The following is a 16,478-nucleotide window of genomic DNA, read 5'->3' on the forward strand; positions in this document are numbered from 1 at the left end:
TGCCATGACCGACGCCGCTGCAAACAACCCCCATCGTCCTCTGCGCCATCGCGGCGTCGCGTACTGGTGGAGAGCGCTGGTCGGCATCCTATTGGTCGTTCTCGGCCTGCTGATCGGCTGCGGTGGCGCCTGGCTCGTCGCGCTCGGCGGCTCCTGGTATTATCTGCCCGCCGGCATCGCATTGCTGCTCGCGGGCATTCTGCTGCTCGCAGGAAATATGGCCGGTGTCTGGCTTTACGTCCTGACATGGCTCGCAACGCTTGCCTGGGCCTATTGGGAGGTCGGTCTCGACGGCTGGGCGCTGATGCCGCGCGTCTTGGCTCCCACGATCATCCTCATCTTCGTCCTGCTTGCCGTTCCGGCCTTCCGCGACATCGGCAGCCGAGGCAGCAGGAACGCCACCTATGTGACAAGCCTGCTGCTGCCGGTCATTGCGCTGGGCGCGTTCACCTTCCTGCACATCGATGCCTTGGCGCAGTCACCGGCGCAACAGCCGGCGCCTGCCGCGCAGCCCGCGCCGAACGGAACGTCGGCCTCGCCGGACACCGCGACCCATCAGGCCGGCAATGACTGGCCAGTCTATGGCGGATCGGAACTGGGGACGCGCTATTCGCCGCTGAACCAGATCACCGCGGCCAATGTTTCCAAGCTCACCCGCGCCTGGTCCTTCCACACCGGCGACATGCCGAACGAAGCGACCAAGGACCTCTACTCGCCCGAAAACACGCCGCTCGAGATCGGCGGCCATCTCTATGCCTGCTCGGCCAAGGACATCATCATTTCCGCCGATGCCCGCAGCGGCAAGGAAGAATGGCGTTACGACCCGAAGGTCCCCGACGACGCCATACCCTATGGCGCGAGCTGTCGCGGTGTTGCCTATTTCGCCGTGCCGGGCGCCAAGGCGGATCAAGCCTGCGCGACAAGGATTCTCATCGGAACACTGGACGCGCGCCTGATCGCCATCGATGCCAAGACCGGCAAACCCTGCACGGACTTCGGCCAGCAGGGCATCGTCGACCTCACGCAAGGCATCGGCGAGACGGTACCCGGTTGGTATTCTGTCACCGCGCCGCCAACCATCGTGCGCGGCATCGCGGTCGTCGGTGCGCAGGTCAAGGATGGCCAGGCTGAGAACGCGCCTTCGGGCGTCGTCCGCGGCTATGACGCCACCACCGGCAAGCTCGCCTGGGCATGGGACATGGGTCATCCCGATCGGACGGGCGCGCCGCCTGCCGGCGACACCTACACGCGTGGCACCCCGAACATGTGGACCGTCGCGGCCGCCGATCCGCAACTCGGCTATGTCTACCTGCCGCTCGGCAATGCCGCCGTCGACTACTATGGTGTCGATCGCAAGGATTTCGAGAACCAGTTCAACTCATCGATCGTCGCCGTCGATGTCACGACGGGCAAGCCGGCCTGGCATTTCCAGACGGTGCATCACGATCTTTGGGACTACGACCTCGGCTCACAGCCGACGCTCGTCGATTTCTCGACCGTGACCGGCAAGATCGCCGCCATCATCGTGCCCAGCAAGCAGGGCCAGATCTACGTGCTCGACCGCAAGACCGGCAAGCCGCTCTTCCCGGTCGAGGAGCGCAATGTGCCCTCGGGCGGCGTCGAACCGGACAAGCTCTCCAAGACGCAGCCCTATTCAGGCTACGCGCATCTCGACCAGCCGGTGCTGACCGAAAAGGACATGTGGGGCATGAGCCCGCTGGACCAGCTCTACTGCCGCATCCAGTTCCATCGCGCCTCCTATCAGGGCGAGTACACCCCGCCGACGGTCGACCGGCCCTTCATCGAATATCCCGGCTACAATGGTGGCTCGGACTGGGGCAGCATCGCCGTCGACACCGACAGCGGGGTGCTGATCGCCAATTACAACGACATGCCGAACTACAATCAGTTGATCCCGCGCGAGAAGGCCGACCAGATGGGCTTCAAGCCGATAGACAAGGGCGGCAGCCCGAAAAAGGTGAAGGACATCGGCGATCCGCAGGCCGGATCGCCATACGCCATTGCCGTCAATGCCGGCTGGCGCTTGCCAACGGGCCTGCTGTGCTCGAAGCCGCCCTATGGTCATATCCGCGCGATCGATCTCAAGACCGGCAGGACGCTGTGGGACGAGCCGCTCGGCAGCGCCGACAACAACGGGCCCTTCGGCCTTCCTTCCATGCTGCCGCTGACTATCGGACGCCGAACAATGGCGGCCCGCTGGTGACGGCCGGCGGCCTGATCTTCATCGCCGCGACCACCGACAACAAGCTGCGCGCCATCGACATCAAGACGGGCAAGGAAGTATGGCACGCCGACCTTCCCGCCGGCGGCCAGACGACGCCGATGACCTATGAGGTCGATGGCAGGCAATACATCGTCATCGCGCCCGGCGGGCATCATTTCATGGAGACGAAAGTCGGCGACGAAGTCATCGCCTATGCCCTGCCTGCGAGCTGAATAGATTTGGGGCCAGGCTCTCAAGCCTTAGCTTTCCCCATCGTTGCTCCGCACCGTCGCCTGCGGCGGCTCGCTCCTGTTCCTCGGCAACCGTCGGCTTCGGCGCCTGGCGAGAAAGTACATCCAGATCAGAATGAGGATGAGAGGGATGCCCGCGACAGGCAGCATCCATATGCCAATGTGAAACATTGGTCTCTCCCGGGGAGATCTTCATCCGACATGGTCAGGCGAGCAGTTGCTCTATCCTGATCGGCAGGTCGCGGATGCGCTTGCCGGTCGCATGGTAGACCGCGCTCGCGACGGCCGCGGCCGTGCCGACATTGCCGAGCTCGCCGAGGCCTTTCACCCCGGCCGGATTGACGGCGTGATCGACCTCCGGCACCAGGATCACCTGCAGGTCCTTGATGTCGGCATTGACCGGAACGAGGTAGTCCTGCAGGTCGCGGTTCACATAGCGGGCATAGCGACTGTCGACTTCGGTCGCCTCGTGAAGCGCCTGGCCGATGCCCCAGATCATGCCGCCCATCAACTGGCTGCGCGCGGTGCGCGTGTTCATGATGCGGCCGGCGGCAAAGGCGCCGACGATGCGCGGCACGCGGATCTCCCTGGTATAGCGGTTGATGCGGACCTCGACGAATTCGGCGCCGAAGGCGTATTTGACGGAGTCCTCGTCCTGGTCCGCGCCATGGAACTCCGGCGTGCCGGCATAGAGCTTCTTCAGCGCCTCGGGCGTCGCGCCCTTCGGCGCAAACTCGACATATTCCTCGATGGCGCCGACCTGCATGGTCTTCAGGACGTCCTCGACCTTGGCCGACGCACCGCCCTTTGCCATGATCTTTCCGTCGGCGAGGTCGAATTCCTCGTTATGGGAACCGGCCAGCGGACCACCCTCGGCGGTCGCGGCGGCATAGAGCTTGGTGCGGATCGCGTCGCATGCCTTGAGCACCGCCGAGCAGACGCTGGCCGTGGAGATCGACCCGCCCGAGACCGGAGCCGGAGGCAGGCTGCTGTCGCCCATTTCGACGCTGATCTTGTCGATGCCGACGCCGAGGCGCTCCGACGCCATCTGAGCGGCCACGGTGCGCACGCCGGTGCCGATCTCGTGCGAACCGCATTGCACCCGAACTTCGCCGTCAGCTGTGAGGCGCACGCGTGCCGCGCATGGCGCTACCGCTGTCGGATAGATGGCCGTGGCGCAGCCCATGCCGATCAGCCAGTCGCCGTCGCGCATCGCGCCGACCTCGGGATCCCGCTTGGCCCATCCGAACGCTTCCGCCGCCTGATCGTAGCACTGGGTCAGCGAGCGGCTGGAGAACGGTTTCTTGCCGATCGGCTCCGTCTTCGGCTCATTGATGCGACGGAACTCGACCGGATCCATGCCGAGCGCCACCGCCATTTCGTCCATGGCGTTCTCCAGCGCGTAGACGTACGGGGTTTCGGGTGGCGAGCGCATATAGCCAGGCGTGTTGCGGTCGGCCTGCACCAGCGAGACATGCGTCAGCACCGAACCGTAGTCATACATCCGGCCAGTCGCCGAGGTGCCGCCGACGACATAAAGGTCCGGCCGCGACGTAACCTCCCAGCCCTCATGCGCGAAAGCGGTGATGCGGCCGTCCTTGCCGGCGCCGATGCGGATGCGGTGCCGCGTTTCGGCCCGATAGGTCTGAATGCCGAAAGCCTGCATGCGGCTGGTCACGCAACGCACCGGACGTCCGAGCCGCTTGGCGGCAACGGCCACGATCGCGGTGCGAGGCGTCATCGGTCCCTTCGAGCCGAAGGCGCCGCCGATGAAAGGGCTGACGATGCGCACCTTGCCGGGATCGATCTTCAATTGCCGGGCGAGCTCGACTTTCCAGCCGGTGACGTTCTGCGAGGCCTCGTGCACGACAAGCTGGTCGCCCTCCCAGAACGCGGTCGTTGAAAACAACTCGATCGGATTGTGGTGCTGGGTAGGCGTCGAATAACGCTGGTCGATCTTGACCGCTGCGGCGGCGTAAGCCGCGTCGAAATCGCCTGCCTTGACGTCCTCCTTGAACAATGGGCTCTTGCCGGCCGCCGGGACGGTTTTCGTGCCGGGGCTGTCGAAGCTCGCGGTTGGCTTGTCGTCCTCATACTCGGCGCGGATCAGCTGCACCGCCTCTTCAGCCGCTTCGAAAGTCTCGGCGACGGCAAGCGCGATGATCTGCCCGTCATGGAAGATCGTACGGTCGTGCAATGGGCCGATCGAGGTGGCGCCGGAATTGCCGAATTTCGGTTTGTCGACCTTGTCCATGTCGCCATAGGTTATGATGTCGAGCAGGCCGGGCACCGCGCGGGCTTTGTCCAGATCGAGCTTCGTCACCTTGCCTCTGGCGATGCTGCTGGCGGCCAGCGCGCCATAGGCGATGTTGGCGGTGGGCAAGTCGGCGGGATAGTGCGCCTGACCGGTGACTTTCAGGCGCGCATCGACCCGCGGCAGCGGTGCGCCCTGGTTCTCTTTGGGTCTTGGAGCAGCTGTGTCCATGGTCACACCTCCATGTCGCGGGCTTCGAGCAGAGCGCGCACCAGCGTTCGCTTGCCGAGTTCGATCTTGAATGCGTTGTGCTGGCGCGGTTGTGCTTCGGCGAAGGCGGCATCCGCCGCAACTCCTGCCGATGCCTCGTCCAGCTTCTTGCCTTGCAGGGCTTCTTCGGCCGCGCGGGCGCGCCAAGGCACCGTCGCCACGCCGCCCAACGCGATGCGCGCTTCACGAACATTGTCGCCGTCGAGGTCGAGCGCAATGGCGGCTGAAGCCAGCGCAAAGGCATAGGATTCGCGGTCGCGAATCTTCAGATAGAGCGAGCGCCGCGCCCATGGGATAGCGGGTACTTCGATGGCGCTGACGATCTCGTCGGCCGCAAGGTCGGTCTCGATATAAGGCGTGTCGCCGGGCTGCCGATGCAACTTCGCGAATGGCAGCTTTCGCGCCCCGCGCGAGCCTTCGGCATGAACGACGGCATCGAGCGCGATCAGCGCCTGGGCGAAATCGCCGTGATAGGTGGCGATGCAGGCGTCGCTCGCGCCGAGCACCGCGTGCTGCCGATTGAAACCTTCCATTGCCGCGCAACCCGAACCGGGCACGCGCTTGTTGCAGTGCCAGGACGTCTCGCGAAAATATTCGCAGCGCGTGCGCTGCAGGATATTGCCGGCGAGGCTCGCCATGTTGCGGATCTGGCCGCTCGCGGCCAGCCGCAGGCTGTCGGCAATGACCGGATAGCGGCGCTTGACCTCCGCATGGTCGGCGGCCTCGCCCATGCGCACCAGGGCGCCGAAGCGGATACCATTATCGGTGACCCGGATTTGCCTGAGACCAGGGTCGGCAAGCCGGTTGAGGTCGAGCAGCCGGTTCGGCTCGGCAACGCCGAGCTTCATATAGTCGGCAAGATTGGTGCCGCCGGCGATGAACTGCGCATTCGCGCGTGTCGGCTGGTCGTCGTTGGTGGTGAAGCGTGAGGCGATCGCGACCGCAGCGGAAATGTCGGTCGGCTGTTCGTAGATGAAGGGCTGCATGTCACGCTCCCTTCATCTGATCGCGTGCCTGCAGGACAGCGGCGACAATGTTGGGATAGGCGGCGCAGCGACAGATGTTGCCGCTCATATATTCGCGGATGTCATCCTCGGATTCCGCGTGACCCTCATTCACGCAGCCGATCGCCGACAGGATCTGTCCCGGCGTGCAATAGCCGCACTGGAAAGCATCATGGTCGATGAAGGCCTGCTGCATCGGATGCAACTTGCCATCGCTGGGGGCGAGCCCTTCGACCGTCGTGATGTCCTTGCCGTCGTTCATCACGGCGAAACTCAGACAGGACAGCACGCGCTTGCCGTCGACCAGCACCGTGCACGCGCCGCATTGGCCATGGTCGCAGCCCTTCTTGGTGCCGGTCAGTCCGACATGGTCCCGCAACGCGTCGAGCAGGCTGGTTCTCGTATCGAGCGACAGCTCATAAGCCTGCCTGTTGATCCGCAACGACGTGACGGCCGGTTGCCTCAGTTTCGGCTGGGCTGCACTCGGCGCTTCGGCCCGTGCATGCGAAGCAAGCAAAGGCGCAGTCGCGGCCGCCGACACCGAACCTGCCATGAAACGCCTTCGACTGAGACCATTATTGGATAGGGCTGAGGGCTGGGACATGGCTCGCTCCTGGGCTGGCTGGGTCCGTGCGCTAACCTTTCAACGAAGCCAATGTTCCCATTGGCCACCCCAAAACCTGCGGCACTTCACGGAAGCGTGACTCCGCCGTTGACGGCTGGATCGTCGCTTGGGTCTCTCAACAGACTGGAACATGCGTCCTGATAAGGAGTTCTTGCCCAAGAGCCACCGGCACATCCAAAGGGCATCATGAAATCGAAACTGGTCGCAGAGACCCCCGGGCAAAGGACATTCGTGGTCGTGCTCGATCCGGGCGAGGAAGCCTTCGCCTCTCTCACCGAATTTGCCGGTCAGAAGGGAATTGCCGGCGCCTCCCTGACGGCGATCGGCGCGTTTGAAAAAGCGACGGTTGGCTGGTTCGACTTCCAATCGAAATCCTACCGCAAGATCCCGGTCGCCGAACAATGCGAGGTGCTGAGCGCGATCGGCGACGTTGCCGTCGACGACAGCGGCAAGCCAAGCCTGCATTTGCATGCGGTACTGGGCCTGAGCGACGGATCGACCCGCGGCGGACATCTGCTCGAAGGCATGGTGAAGCCGACACTCGAAGTCACGGTGACGGAATCGCCTGTGCATTTGCGGCGCACGAAACGACCAGCCCTCGGCATCGCCCTGATCGATCTTGACGCGTGAAATCCTGCGCTACCGAAACCGCATCTTCGATCAGGCGTTCAGACTTGATGGAACAACCGGACGTCTTTACGCGAAACGCAGCCGTCGAGCGATATGGCGGGTGCCTGTGCGGGAATATCCGTTACCGCCTGACGAGCGAGCCGCGCGTGCATTATTGCCACTGCGATATGTGCCGTCGCGCGACCGGGAGCGCCTTCGCCGTGCTTGGCTGGGTGCCTGTCGCCGGCCTCTCGTGGCTGACCGTGGAACCGACCTGTCGCCGCTCGTCGCCAATCGCCCGGAGAAGTTTCTGCCAATCCTGCGGTACGCCTCTTACCCTTGCCTATGACGCGAACCCGCAGGAAATCGCGATGCATATCGGGACCTTCGACGATCCGGCCGAGCTTGAGCCACGACACAATTACGGTTCCTCGCAGCGGCTCGGCTGGGTCTGCTGCGGCATCGACCTGCCACACCATGACACGGAAGAGCGATGGTAACGGCACGAGACAGCGGCTTCCCGTTGCCCTTGGACACGCCACCGATGGAAGCGCGAACGGCGGAAGTGTTGCCGGAGGGAAACGGCCCTTGGCTTTATGAGCCGAAATGGGATGGATTTCGTTGTCTTGCCTTCAAGGACGGCAAGGCGGTCGATCTTAGGGCGAAGTCGGGCAAGCCGCTTGGCCGCTACTTTCCCGAATTGATCGCGACGATGCAAAGCCTCGATGTCGGGAATTTCGTCGTCGACGGCGAGATCGTCATCGAGATCGACGGTCGCGCTTCCTTCGACGCGTTGCAGATGCGGCTGCACCCGGCCGAGAGCCGCGTCCGCAAGCTGAGCATCGAGACGCCGGCGCAGTTGATCCTCTTCGATATGCTCGTCGCCCCGGGCGGCAAGATCACGCTCGAACGCCCCTTGGGCGATCGGCGTAACGCTTTGGCGGCCTTCCTGGCAAAAGTACCCTCTGCCGGGCTCCGGCTGTCGCCATCCACCACCAGTGTCGCCATCGCCAGGCAATGGCTGCAAGGCGCCGGCCACGGCTCGACCGACGGTGTCGTCGCCAAGATGCTCGACGAGCCATATCGGCCAGGCGAGCGCGCGATGGTCAAGGTCAAGCGGCTGCGCACGGCGGACTGTGTGGTCGGCGGCTTCCGCTATCTGAACGGCAAGCTGCAGGTCGGATCGTTGCTGCTCGGCCTCTACAACGACCAAGGACAGCTCGATCATGTCGGCTTCACATCGACCATTGCCAATGAGAGCCGCGCCGCGCTCACGACGAAGCTCGAGGCGTTGCGCGGAGGGCCGGGCTTCACCGGCAAAGCCCCCGGCGGACCGAGCCGCTGGAGCACGGAGCGCAGCGGCGAATGGGAGGCGGTGAAGCCGGAACTGGTGGTCGAGGTGCGTTTCGACCATGTCACCGGCGACCGCTTCCGCCACGGCACCAGGCTCTTGCGCTGGCGGCCCGACAAAGCGCCGCGTCAGTGCACGTTCGAGCAGATCGAGTAGCCTAACGTGCCGGCGGCTACAAAGTCTGGAGGATCATGTCTTGAACGCGAACAGACTTGCGTCCGCATCATCTTTGCCGGCGATGGACGCCGAGATGATCTCGGACGCGATCTGGGAAAAGATGATCCCATTTCCGCCATAGCCCATCACCGCATGAACGCGCGGATGCCCCGGCACGCCGCCGATGATCGGCAATCCGGTTCCGGTGGCGCCGAACGAGCCTGCCCAGGCGAAGTTCGCCGCTGTGTCCAGTTGCGGGAACATCTTCCCGAGTTTCTGCTCAAGGCGATCCGTCTTTTGCGCGGTCAGGGCGTCGCGCCGTTCCTCGTCGGTGAACGCCTCGTCTTCGCCGCCGCAGATCACGCGGCCGTCGGATGTGGCCCTGAGATAGAGGTAGGGATCGGAAGCCTCCCAGATCATGGCGGCGAGCGGCCAGAGTTTTTTCGGCTGCGGCCGCGTCGCGATCGCCCATGTAGAGATGATGCGATGGCCGGTATTCGGCACGATGTCGAGCAGTTCGTATCCGGTTGTGAGAATAAGATGGCGCGCCTTGATCACAGGGCCATCTCGGGTCGCCACCGTCACGCCGAGCCGATTGTCCTTGATCGCAGTCGCTTCCGCCTGCGCATAGAACCGCGCCTTGCGTTGCAGGGCCGCGCTCAGCAGTCCGGACGTCAATTTGCGCGGATCGAGCGCCAGATTGCCATGGCTCAGAATTGCTGCGGCGCGACCTATCCCGAAATCCTCTCTCAGCTTTTTTCGTGTTAGCAAGCACGCTCCAATGCCCGCCTCGCGGCGTGCCTCCGCCTCGCGGCGCAGGTCCGACGCATCGAGCCTATTGCCAGCCAGGTAAAGCGATGGCGTATCCGCCGCCCGGCAGCGGATATCGAGTTCCGCGATGCGTCCGTGCAGGTTGAGCAGCGACAGTCGCGAGCGCCGCCAAGCCTGTCGTGCGGCATCGCCTCCGATCATCCGGGACAGCCTGATGAGCGGTTGATCGATCTCGAACTGGACAAGCGCCGTCGTGGCTGCCGTCGACCCTTTCAGCGGCCCGCGCCTGTCGATGCAAATCACGGAATGGCCATCGCGGGTCAGCGCTTCGGCCATCATCGCGCCGCTGATGCCCATGCCGACGATCAGGATGTCGGTTTTTACATCTCGGGTCAGGCGGTCTGCCGGCACGGCAGTTGAGCGATAGGCAGCCCAGACAGGTGTGCCGCTTCTGAGATCGAGCTTGCGAGGCATGAAAGTTCCCGGTTCCGCACGATAAGTCACAAGGCGCGCTGCCGTTCCCGGTCGACGCCGTTCCGTGGCGAACAAGAAGCGGAACAACTCGTCTTGCGGCGGGTTCTCCAGTCGAAGCTCAGTATTGGAGAACGTCATGGACCCGCGCGACAAACAGCGGCCGGCAAAGACCGAAGAAACCGAAGCCCCGACCATCGAGCAGCAGGATTGGGACGCTCTTGAGGGCGGCAGAATCCTGCCGGACAGCGTTGCCGTAAACGGCGACCCGCAGGATGACGCCGAAGCGGAAGGAGATCTTCCCGGGGAAGATGACGACAACCCCTTCCAGGAAAGCGACGAAGCCTTGCCCGACGACGAGGAGGAACGCGTCCTTTCGAAGGATCCTTCCAAGGAAGGCAATCGTTTCGACGAGGTCTAGGTGCGGTCGCCAGCCAGTTCAGATTTCGAGCAGCGCGTAGGGCCGGCCCGTCGGCTTCGTGATGTGCATAGCGACATTGTAGACCTTGGCGCCGCCGGGGGTCTGGCCCTCATAGCTGCCGCGATGCGCATGGCCATGCACGACGGCGCTCACCTTGAACCGGTCGATCGTTTCGGCAAGGCGGGATGATCCGAGGAACGGGAAGATTTCCGGCGGCTCGCCGTCGACCGTCTCCGGGATCGGCGCATAGTGAAGAACCACCAGCGTGCGCTTGGCGCGAACCTGTCGCATCGCGTTCTCCAGCCGCATCGCTTCATTGACGCTCTCGGCCACCATGGCCTTGATTGCCGGCTCGCCGAAAGAGCCGAGCATCCTCGATCCGAAGCCGCCGACAAAACCCTTGACGCCGACAAAGCCGACATCCATCAGTTCCGTCGCCTGCCCGTCGAGGAGATAGACGCCGGCCTGGCGGAGCGTCGCCGCGATCTGGTCGACGCAGCCGGATTCGTAATCGTGGTTGCCGAGTACGGCGACGACGGGGATCGAGCAGGCCCGCAGGTCCTCGGCGAGAAGCTCGGCCTCTTTGGGCTTGCCGAGATTGGTGAGATCGCCGGTAAGCACGAGGATGTCGGCCTCGCGCGAAACCTCGCCGAACAGATCGCGGTAGGACGTCTGCGCATCTTCCTGGACATGCAGATCGCCCACGGCAGCGACTTTGACTTTGCCGTTGCCGCTCGCTTTGCGGTCTGCCTTGCTTCGTTCAGCCATCGCGGAATTCTCCAACGCCGCCGACGCCCGCAAAACCCCATTCCTTGACGTCGATCTCATAGTCGACCTGCGACAGCAGGCGGCCGCGGCAGATCTTCATCCTCGGCGGAGGCAATTGCCGCTGCCTGGCGAGCCGCTCGACCAGATTGTCCAGCAGCCAGTCGGGAATGTGGTCGCGTTCGCTGGGATAGATCCACCGGAAATTCAGCGCCTGCATCAAGAGCACCTCCCAGTGGATGTCGAGATAGGACAGCAACCTTTGCCAGTCGATCTGCTCATGCGCCTTGAGGATGGTGTGGGCGATGTCGGCGCCGTCATGCCGGCCTCTGTCCTGGATGAAGCATTTCGACCAGATGAGCTCGGTCGGCCCGATGATGCGGACCCGGTTGCCCAAGAGTTCGACCTGGCGGGCATTCTCCAGCCACTGGTCCTCGACCTGCATGGTGCCGTTGGCGGAAGCAAAGATCACATCGAAGAAATGCGGGCCTTCGAAGACCTTCCCTAGCCAGCGGTCGTCCTCGATCTCGACCGCGTAGCCGATATCCTTGAAATGGGCGAGGATACGCGGGCAATCGCCGGCCTTGCAGAAGATATCGAGGTCCTTGGTCTGGCGTACGACGCCGGTATAGGCGCTGACGGCGTAGGTTCCGGCGACCAGGAAAGGGATGTCGGTGGCAGCAAGTTCGCGGATCGCGTGCGTATAGAAAGCTTCCGCTTTGGCGCTCTTCAGCGTCGGCTCCGCCTTTGCGTCGATCACAGGCAGCGTCGCCAGCACTCCCGGCAACTCGTCATTGGCCATCAACCGTCGCTCCGGCTTTTTATCTTCTTCCACCTGTTTCGGTAAACAGCGGCGATCCGGTGTTGTTCCGCCGTCAGCGGCATCTTCATGGCGGAGGAGGCTGGAACATTGTGAAACCGTGCGGGTTGGAGATCAAAGCAATACGAGCCGAGCTCCACCATGAATCCCTCCACCACCGATCATGTCGAAATCCGCAAGTACAACCATCCGACCGGCGGATGGGGATCCCTCAAATCGTTGATCCGCAAGGCACGTGGCGAAGGCTTGCTGATGTCGGGCATCTGGAGCACGCTGCTCAAGCAGAACAAGGCCGACGGCTATATGTGCGTCTCCTGCTCCTGGGCGAAGCCCGCCGAGCCGCGCCCGTTCGAATTCTGCGAGAACGGCGCCAAGGCTACGATCTGGGACCAGACGAAACGGCGCTGCGGCCCGGAGTTCTTCGCTGCCCACTCCGTCAACGAGCTGCTCGATTGGCCCGATCACGACCTTGAGAAGCAGGGCCGGCTGCTCGAACCGATGCGCTACAACGAGGTCACCGACAAATATGAGCCGGTCGGGTGGGAGGCCGCGTTCCGCGACATCGGCGAGGAGCTCCGCAAGCTCGATCCGAGATCGGTCGTGTTCTACACCTCGGGCCGCGCCTCGCTCGAGGCGTCGTTCATGTATCAGCTTTTCGCGCGCACCTACGGCTCGGGCAATCTGCCGGACTCCTCCAACATGTGCCACGAGTCGACTTCGGTCGGCCTGCCCGAGTCCATCGGCTCGCCGGTCGGCACCGTGCAATTGGAGGACTTCGGCCATTGCGACCTGATGTTCTTCTTTGGCCACAACACCGGCGTGAGCGCGCCGCGATTGCTTCACCCGATCGAGGAGGCGCGCCAGCGCGGCATACCCGTCATCACCTTCAATCCACTGCCGGAGCGCGGCCTGAAGCGCTTCAAGAATCCACAGAGCCCGGTTGAAATGCTTTCGCCGGGCGCCGGCACCAGGATGTCGAGCGACTTCTTCCAGATTCGCGGCGGCGGCGACATCGCCGCCATGACGGGCATTGCGAAGGCCGTTTTGGCGCTCGACGACGCGGCAAAGAATGCTGGCGCGCCGCGTGTCCTCGACACGGCTTTCATCGAGGAACATACACACGGCTTCGATGCGTTCGAAGCCTATCTGCGCCGCACATCCTGGGACAGGATCGAAGCGCGTTCGGGCATTGCGCGCGCCGATCTGGAGCATGTGGCTGAGATCTACAGCAAGGCATCGGCGGTCATCGGCAATTACGGCATGGGCCTGACGCAGCACCGGCACGGGACCGAGAACGTCCACATGCTTTGCAATCTGCTGCTGATGCGCGGCAATGTCGGCAAGCGCGGCGCCGGCGTGTCGCCGCTTCGCGGCCACTCCAACGTCCAGGGCCAACGCACCGTCGGCATCTCCGAAAAGCCGGAACTTGTCCCCCTCGACAAGTTCGCCGAATTCTACAATTTCGAGCCGCCGCGCGAGAAAGGGCGCGACACGGTCGAAACATGCGAAGGCGTGATCGACGGCTCGGTGAAGGGGTTCATCGGACTGGGCGGCAACTTCGTGCGGGCCGTTCCGGAAACCGGACTTGTCGAAGACGCCTGGCGGCACCTGAGATTGCATGTCCAGATCGCCACGAAACTGAACCGCAGTCATCTGATACCGGGAGCGGTCACCTATTTGCTGCCCTGTCTCTCACGCATCGAGAAGGATTTGCAGGCTACCGGCGAGCAGCATGTCTCGATGGAGGATTCCACAGCCTGCATCCACGGTTCCTTCGGCTATCGCCCGCCGGCCGGACCCAGTCTGCTCTCCGAGCCCAGGATCGTCGCCGAGCTCGCCAAGGCGACGGTCGCGGGAAGGAGTTCAATTCCCTGGGATGAATGGGTGGTCGACTATTCGCGCGTGCGCGACGAAATCGAACGCTGTTATCCAGACCACTTCAAGGACTTCAACAAACGCTTCCTGGTGCCGGGCGGTTTTCATCGCGACATCAAGGCCTCCAAGCGGGTGTGGCAGACCCCCAACAAGAAAGCCAACTTCAAGCCGCCGACGATGCTCGAAACGGATCCCGACATCGACGTCTCGCGGTCGGATGCGCTGACACTGATCACGGTTCGCTCCAACGACCAGTTCAATACCACCATCTACGGCTACCGGGATCGCCTACGCGGCATCAGCGGGACGCGGATGGTGCTGCTGATGAACGCGCACGATATCGAACGGCTGGGCCTCCATGATGGCGAGGTGATCGACCTGGAGTCCGCAGCCGATGACGGTGTCGAACGACGGGTGCGCGGTCTTCGCGTTACGCCCTACTCAATTCCGCGCGGAGATTGCGCCGGCTATTATCCCGAGCTCAATCCGCTCATCCCGCTCTGGCATCGGGCCGAAAAGGCGCACGTGCCAGCGGCGAAATCGGTTCCGGTTCGGGTGGTCATACCGGGATGACGCTCGCCCATGAGCCCACGCGGATGAAGCTGGCGCAAAGCCCGGCCTGTGATCTCATTTGTGACACAGGAATGCAGGCCGGGTCTATCCCAAGTGAGGGCACAAAGGCCAGCCTATACAACCAGCCGATCGGGGCGAGTGATGGTCGCTGCTGTCAATGGCCAGTTTTCGCATGCGGCGCGTGCACAGGCTTGCTCTCCGGGGAGCCGCGCTCCCTCAGCCAGATTGCCAGCAGCACCAGGACGCCCGTCGACAGAAATTCGCTCTGCCAGTTCTGAAAGCTTTCGAACCAGAATTGCCCGGAAACGAGATGCGCCAGAATGGTCTCCGCCGGCTGGTGATGCAGCGCGGCTTCTTCTGCCGCGTGGCGCGTGCTTTGCCAAAGATGGAAGACGAAGGTCGCGACGAAGATCAGAAAGAGCGCTGTTCCAAGCGAATGCGAATAGAGCCAGAGAATGATCCCACCGCGCCTTACCGGCCAGGGGGCATCAGGCTCTTCGCGATGTCTGGCGGGATCTTCGTTTTCCGGTGAGTCCGCATCGGGATCCCTGGACTCTGCCGAACCGCGCTGCACCAGATAAGCGGTGAGGAAAACATAGGTCCATTTTTCCAGGAATTCGCTTTCCCAGTTCTCGAAAACGCTTTCCTGAAATTCACCGGATCCGAGAAACGAGGCAAAGGACTGGTTCGCCAAGCCATGCATCGCCCTGTCCTGTTGGCTGGCGAAATAGCCCGAGATTGCCTGGCCGACCAGACATGCAACGAAGATGGCGAAGACGGTGATCAGCAGGCCGTTATTTCGAAAAAAACGCATCATCCATAACTCCTTGATTTCTCGCCGCCTGCTCTCTTCAATTCTCGAGTCCTGTCTCCTTTTCCAACGGTCGAGCTTCACCTTAATCTCTTTCGGGTCGGCATGCTCAAGTCCGACCACTGAGGTCGCCGCGAAATGTTCCCGGGTGGAAATGGAGCTTGCCGTTCAGACGGCGCGGCCTATCAATGGGTCGCCTACTGCCAGCATTCGAGGATGGCTTCCACCGGCGCCACCTCGACATGATGCGAGTAGCGCTTGGTGAAAAGCTTGAGGATGTTCTCATACGCCTCGTCCGACGTGCTGCAGATGGCATCCTCGGCAAGGATGGTGCGGTAACCCAGATCGATCGAGCCCAGCAGCGTGGCCAGAACGCACATATCGGCCTCGCCACCGCTGACGATGATCTCTTCGACGCCTTCGGACTGGAGCACGCCCGACAGTTCGCCGCTTAGCCATGGCGAATAGATCGGCTTGTCGAACAGGCGCGCCGGCGGCAGATGGACGGCAAGCTCGGGCAACAGTTCGATCATTTCCTTGCCTGCCCTTGCGATCGTCATTTGCGCCCAACGCTCATAATACTGCTTCCACTGGCCGTGGCCGTCGCCGGGATTTCTCGCGGGGATGAACCTGGTGAAAATGGTGGCTTCGGGCCGCTTGCCAACCAACCTCTGCACCTGCGGCAGGATCGCGGGCAGCCATTCGACCGCCCAAGGACCCGGCGGCGCGAACATCCGCTGCATGTCGACGCAAATGTGTATGGCCTTCGCCGAAATCGGTGCGAGGTCGCTCAAGTCACGGCCATCAAATGGCGGCACGTTCGATGCTGCCGGAAGCAGTTTGCGACTGGAAGCTCATCGGCAAGCCGGACTCCTTGATGCGACGCGCCAAGGCACGCATCGCGCGCGCCACCGGGTACATCTTGATGCGTTCGAATGCCTGTGCCTCGGCCATGGCCGCGCACCGTTCCCGTTCGACGATTTCCGGTGAGGGAGTTTCGGCAGCGTATGCCATTGTGAGTTTCCAATCGTGTGTCTGCGACTAACTCGATGGCAGGCGGTCTGTTCCATAAAAGCGTAATGCATTCTTGCACTTGGAGCAGTTCAGCGTTTGATAGAATCACAGTACACGACTCATTGGGTTTTGATGATCTTAGGGAAAGTGCTGAGCCATGCGGTTAGCGCGTTTTGGGGTGAGAAGTTGATCCATGCCCTGAGGGCGTCTAGT

General features: G+C 62.8%; 16 protein-coding genes. 7 read left to right on the top strand and 9 right to left on the bottom strand.

Annotated features, from left to right (window positions below; all coding sequences use genetic code 11):
- Window positions 1-4: 4 nt before the first annotated feature.
- The gene (locus FJ418_RS30805; protein WP_246683286.1) at window positions 5-2,224 is read left to right on the top strand and encodes a PQQ-binding-like beta-propeller repeat protein; all 2,220 of its coding nucleotides are present in this window, start codon (window positions 5-7) and stop codon (window positions 2,222-2,224) included.
- Window positions 2,221-2,457: a hypothetical protein gene (locus FJ418_RS32490; protein ID WP_246683288.1), complete on the top strand. Its 237-nt coding sequence runs from the start codon at window positions 2,221-2,223 to the stop codon at window positions 2,455-2,457. The genes FJ418_RS30805 and FJ418_RS32490 overlap by 4 nt, the downstream gene beginning before the upstream one ends.
- A 223-nt stretch (window positions 2,458-2,680) precedes the next feature.
- On the opposite strand, the gene FJ418_RS30810 is transcribed toward FJ418_RS32490, so the two are convergent.
- The 3 genes from FJ418_RS30810 to FJ418_RS30820 are packed head-to-tail and all read right to left on the bottom strand — an operon-like array spanning window position 2,681 to window position 6,556.
- On the bottom strand, window positions 2,681-4,960 hold the full coding sequence (locus tag FJ418_RS30810; protein ID WP_140872012.1) for a xanthine dehydrogenase family protein molybdopterin-binding subunit: 2,280 nt from the start codon (window positions 4,958-4,960) through the stop codon (window positions 2,681-2,683).
- Between the two features lie 2 nt (window positions 4,961-4,962).
- Window positions 4,963-5,985, bottom strand: a complete 1,023-nt coding sequence (locus FJ418_RS30815; protein WP_140872014.1) for a xanthine dehydrogenase family protein subunit M — start codon at window positions 5,983-5,985, stop codon at window positions 4,963-4,965.
- A 1-nt stretch (window position 5,986) separates the two neighbouring features.
- Entirely contained in the window at window positions 5,987-6,556 is a 570-nt protein-coding gene (locus tag FJ418_RS30820) for a (2Fe-2S)-binding protein (protein ID WP_181167157.1), read from the bottom strand.
- A gap of 258 nt (window positions 6,557-6,814) precedes the next feature.
- Here FJ418_RS30820 and FJ418_RS30825 point away from each other — a divergent pair, with 258 nt between their 5' ends.
- Genes FJ418_RS30825 through FJ418_RS30835 form a run of 3 tightly spaced genes read left to right on the top strand, consistent with a single transcriptional unit; the run spans window position 6,815 to window position 8,744 of the window.
- Window positions 6,815-7,258, top strand: coding sequence for a PPC domain-containing DNA-binding protein (locus tag FJ418_RS30825; RefSeq protein WP_140872018.1), 444 nt, complete (start codon window positions 6,815-6,817; stop codon window positions 7,256-7,258).
- A gap of 47 nt (window positions 7,259-7,305) precedes the next feature.
- Entirely contained in the window at window positions 7,306-7,737 is a 432-nt protein-coding gene (locus tag FJ418_RS30830; RefSeq protein ID WP_140857777.1) for a GFA family protein, read from the top strand.
- Entirely contained in the window at window positions 7,731-8,744 is a 1,014-nt protein-coding gene (locus FJ418_RS30835) for an ATP-dependent DNA ligase (RefSeq protein WP_140872020.1), read from the top strand. Before FJ418_RS30830 ends, FJ418_RS30835 begins: the two co-directional genes overlap by 7 nt.
- A 33-nt stretch (window positions 8,745-8,777) precedes the next feature.
- Here FJ418_RS30835 and FJ418_RS30840 read toward each other — a convergent pair whose 3' ends face one another.
- Window positions 8,778-9,989, bottom strand: a complete 1,212-nt coding sequence (locus tag FJ418_RS30840) for an FAD-binding oxidoreductase (protein WP_140872022.1) — start codon at window positions 9,987-9,989, stop codon at window positions 8,778-8,780.
- Window positions 9,990-10,125: 136 nt separating this feature from the next.
- Between FJ418_RS30840 and FJ418_RS30845 the strand changes: the two genes are divergently transcribed.
- Window positions 10,126-10,407, top strand: a complete 282-nt coding sequence (locus tag FJ418_RS30845; protein ID WP_140872024.1) for a hypothetical protein — start codon at window positions 10,126-10,128, stop codon at window positions 10,405-10,407.
- 18 nt (window positions 10,408-10,425) lie between these two features.
- On the opposite strand, the gene FJ418_RS30850 is transcribed toward FJ418_RS30845, so the two are convergent.
- Both FJ418_RS30850 and FJ418_RS30855 read right to left on the bottom strand, forming a co-directional pair.
- Window positions 10,426-11,175, bottom strand: a complete 750-nt coding sequence (locus tag FJ418_RS30850) for a metallophosphoesterase (protein WP_140872026.1) — start codon at window positions 11,173-11,175, stop codon at window positions 10,426-10,428.
- Entirely contained in the window at window positions 11,168-11,974 is an 807-nt protein-coding gene (locus FJ418_RS30855) for a nucleotidyltransferase family protein (protein WP_140872028.1), read from the bottom strand. Before FJ418_RS30855 ends, FJ418_RS30850 begins: the two co-directional genes overlap by 8 nt.
- A gap of 159 nt (window positions 11,975-12,133) precedes the next feature.
- Here FJ418_RS30855 and FJ418_RS30860 point away from each other — a divergent pair, with 159 nt between their 5' ends.
- Window positions 12,134-14,440 carry an FdhF/YdeP family oxidoreductase gene (locus FJ418_RS30860; RefSeq protein ID WP_140872030.1) on the top strand — a complete coding sequence of 769 codons (2,307 nt, stop codon included), beginning with the start codon at window positions 12,134-12,136 and terminating at the stop codon, window positions 14,438-14,440.
- A 154-nt stretch (window positions 14,441-14,594) separates the two neighbouring features.
- Here the strand turns inward: FJ418_RS30860 and FJ418_RS30865 are convergent, their stop codons facing one another.
- The 3 genes from FJ418_RS30865 to FJ418_RS30875 all read right to left on the bottom strand — a co-directional run bounded on the left by FJ418_RS30865 (window position 14,595) and on the right by FJ418_RS30875 (window position 16,265).
- Window positions 14,595-15,254 (bottom strand): DUF6766 family protein, encoded by a 660-nt coding sequence (locus tag FJ418_RS30865; RefSeq protein ID WP_140872036.1) that lies wholly within the window; start codon window positions 15,252-15,254, stop codon window positions 14,595-14,597.
- Window positions 15,255-15,448: 194 nt separating this feature from the next.
- Window positions 15,449-16,045: an isochorismatase family cysteine hydrolase gene (locus tag FJ418_RS30870; RefSeq protein ID WP_226892177.1), complete on the bottom strand. Its 597-nt coding sequence runs from the start codon at window positions 16,043-16,045 to the stop codon at window positions 15,449-15,451.
- 10 nt (window positions 16,046-16,055) lie between these two features.
- Window positions 16,056-16,265, bottom strand: coding sequence for a hypothetical protein (locus tag FJ418_RS30875; protein ID WP_140872032.1), 210 nt, complete (start codon window positions 16,263-16,265; stop codon window positions 16,056-16,058).
- Between the last annotated feature and the right edge of the window lie 213 nt (window positions 16,266-16,478).

The organism is Mesorhizobium sp. B2-8-3 (assembly GCF_006440815.1).
Classification (GTDB): Bacteria; Pseudomonadota; Alphaproteobacteria; order Rhizobiales; family Rhizobiaceae; genus Mesorhizobium.